This window comes from Pelotomaculum propionicicum (assembly GCF_004369225.1).
Classification (GTDB): domain Bacteria; phylum Bacillota; class Desulfotomaculia; order Desulfotomaculales; family Pelotomaculaceae; genus Pelotomaculum_B; species Pelotomaculum_B propionicicum.
Genome location: NZ_QFFZ01000117.1, coordinates 1 through 2,195, shown reverse-complemented (window position 1 = coordinate 2,195; position 2,195 = coordinate 1). Strand labels below are relative to the sequence as shown.

Annotated in this window: 1 protein-coding gene; it reads left to right on the top strand. The window is 50.5% G+C overall.

Going from position 1 to position 2,195, the window contains the following annotated elements; all coding sequences use genetic code 11:
- Window positions 1-152: 152 nt before the first annotated feature.
- Window positions 153-1,964, top strand: a complete 1,812-nt coding sequence (gene pepF, locus Pmgp_RS19085) for an oligoendopeptidase F (RefSeq protein WP_134216249.1) — start codon at window positions 153-155, stop codon at window positions 1,962-1,964.
- Window positions 1,965-2,195 lie beyond the last annotated feature (231 nt).

The following is a 2,195-nucleotide window of genomic DNA, read 5'->3' as shown; positions in this document are numbered from 1 at the left end:
AAAAGCATGTTAGACAGGTTCTAAAAAAGATGGAATCCTGGGTGTAGTCCCGAATTTATTTTTTGAAGGGGGCACAAACCCTTGCTACACCTGGTATTGGAAAATTTTTACGCCAAACTTGGGTTATCAAATATTTAAACAGGAGGCCACCGATGGAGCAACGTAAAGGAAACCTGCCCACCAGAAAAGAAATTCCAGACCAGTACAAGTGGCGGCTGGAAGATATTTATGCCAGCGATGAGCTGTGGGAACAGGATTTTCAGCAGGTAAAAAAGTTAAGTGATGAAGCCGCCGCCTACCGGGGCAAGCTGGGGCAGTCAGCGCGGTCTTTAATGGAAATCCTGCAGTTGGAGTACCGGCTGCAGGAACTTAACGAGAAAGTATATACTTATGCCCGCATGCGCCGGGACGAGGATAACGCCAACCCCACCTACCAGGCGCTGACTGACCGGGCGGAGAGTTTGCATACCCAGGTACAGACGGCTCTCTCCTTCATCGAACCGGAAATCCTGGAACTCCCCCCGGCAACTTTAGAGCGCTGGCGGCAGGAGGAGCCAGGCCTGACACTGTATGGTTTTGCCCTGGACGAACTGCTGCGGCAAAAAGAGCACATTCTTTCCTCAGCCGAGGAGCGGATTATCGCCGGCGCTGGTGAAGTAACCCAGGCTCCGGCAAACATTTTCAAGATGCTCAATAATGCGGACATGACCTTCCCTTCGATCAGGGATGAAGATGGATATGAGGTGGAGATTACCCACGGGCGGTACAATCAATTGATGGAAAGCTCAGACCGCCGGGTGCGCCGGGAGGCTTTTATCTCTCTCTACAGTTCCTACCGGAAACTGCAGAACACATTGTCCGCCACCCTCTCCTCCAGTGTGAAAAGGGACGTTTTTTATGCCCGGGTGCGCAAATTCCCTTCAGCTTTGCAGGCCTCACTTTTTGCTGAAAACATACCCCCTGAGGTATATGACAATCTGATCGATACAGTGCGGCGCAACCTGGGCTCCATGCACCGTTATGCCGCCCTGCGCAAGCAACTGCTGGGCCTGGATGAACTGCACATGTATGATTTGTATACCCCCATGGTAAAGGATATCAAATGGGAAATTCCCTTTGTAGAAGCAGTTGAACTGGTGAAAACAGGGCTCATGCCGCTGGGCGCTGCTTATAGTGAAATTATGGCGAGGGGGCTGACTGAGAGATGGGCGGATGTCTTTGAAAACAAGGGTAAAACCAGCGGCGCCTATTCTTGGGGCCCCTACGGTACGCACCCCTATATTCTGCTTAATTATAAGGACAACTTAACCAACCTCTTCACCTTAGCCCATGAAATGGGGCATGCCATGCATTCTTATTTCGCCAGCAGTGAGCAGCCTTACCTCTACGCCCATTACACTATTTTCACTGCCGAGGTGGCTTCCACAGTCAACGAATCCCTGCTGATGGAGCACCTGCTCAAGACGGTGGGCGAGCGGGACAAAAAACTGTACCTGCTTAACCACTACCTCGAACAGTTTCGAGGTACTGTTTTCCGGCAGACCATGTTCGCCGAGTTTGAAAAAATTGTGCACGAAAAAATTGAGGACGGGCAGGCCTTGACGCCTGAGCTTCTCCGCCAGATTTACCACCAGCTCAATGTCGATTACTACGGCCCGGAGATGGTTGTAGATGAGGATGTGGACTTCGAATGGGCGCGTATTCCCCATTTTTACTCCGCCTTTTACGTCTACAAATATGCCACCGGGTTTTCCGCGGCTGAGGCTATTACCCGCAGGATCCTGGAGGAAGGCCCGCCGGCAGTTGACCGTTACCTTGGCTTTTTGAAAAAGGGAGGCAGTGACTACCCCCTGAACCTGTTAAAAATTGCCGGGGTTGATATGGCAACCCCCCAACCTGTGCAGGATGGGCTGGACCTGTTCGCCAAACTGCTGGACCAGATGGAGGAATTGGCCCTGGGATAAACTTGAATATCGATTGTAATTATTAGTAATAGAACAATAAAATCCGGGCTCATTTTTAGAGACCGGTCCAGGCTGTCGACAAAGTACTGTCGACAGCCTTTTTGTTATACTTTAGTAAGTTCTCCTGGCATGGTTTTAGCCAGGAGAACAAAAAACCGCCCGCTATGCGGGTGGGATTCAATGCTTAAGCAAAGAGCAACACCCTTCTGTTAATCTGTTAAAATGATGAGT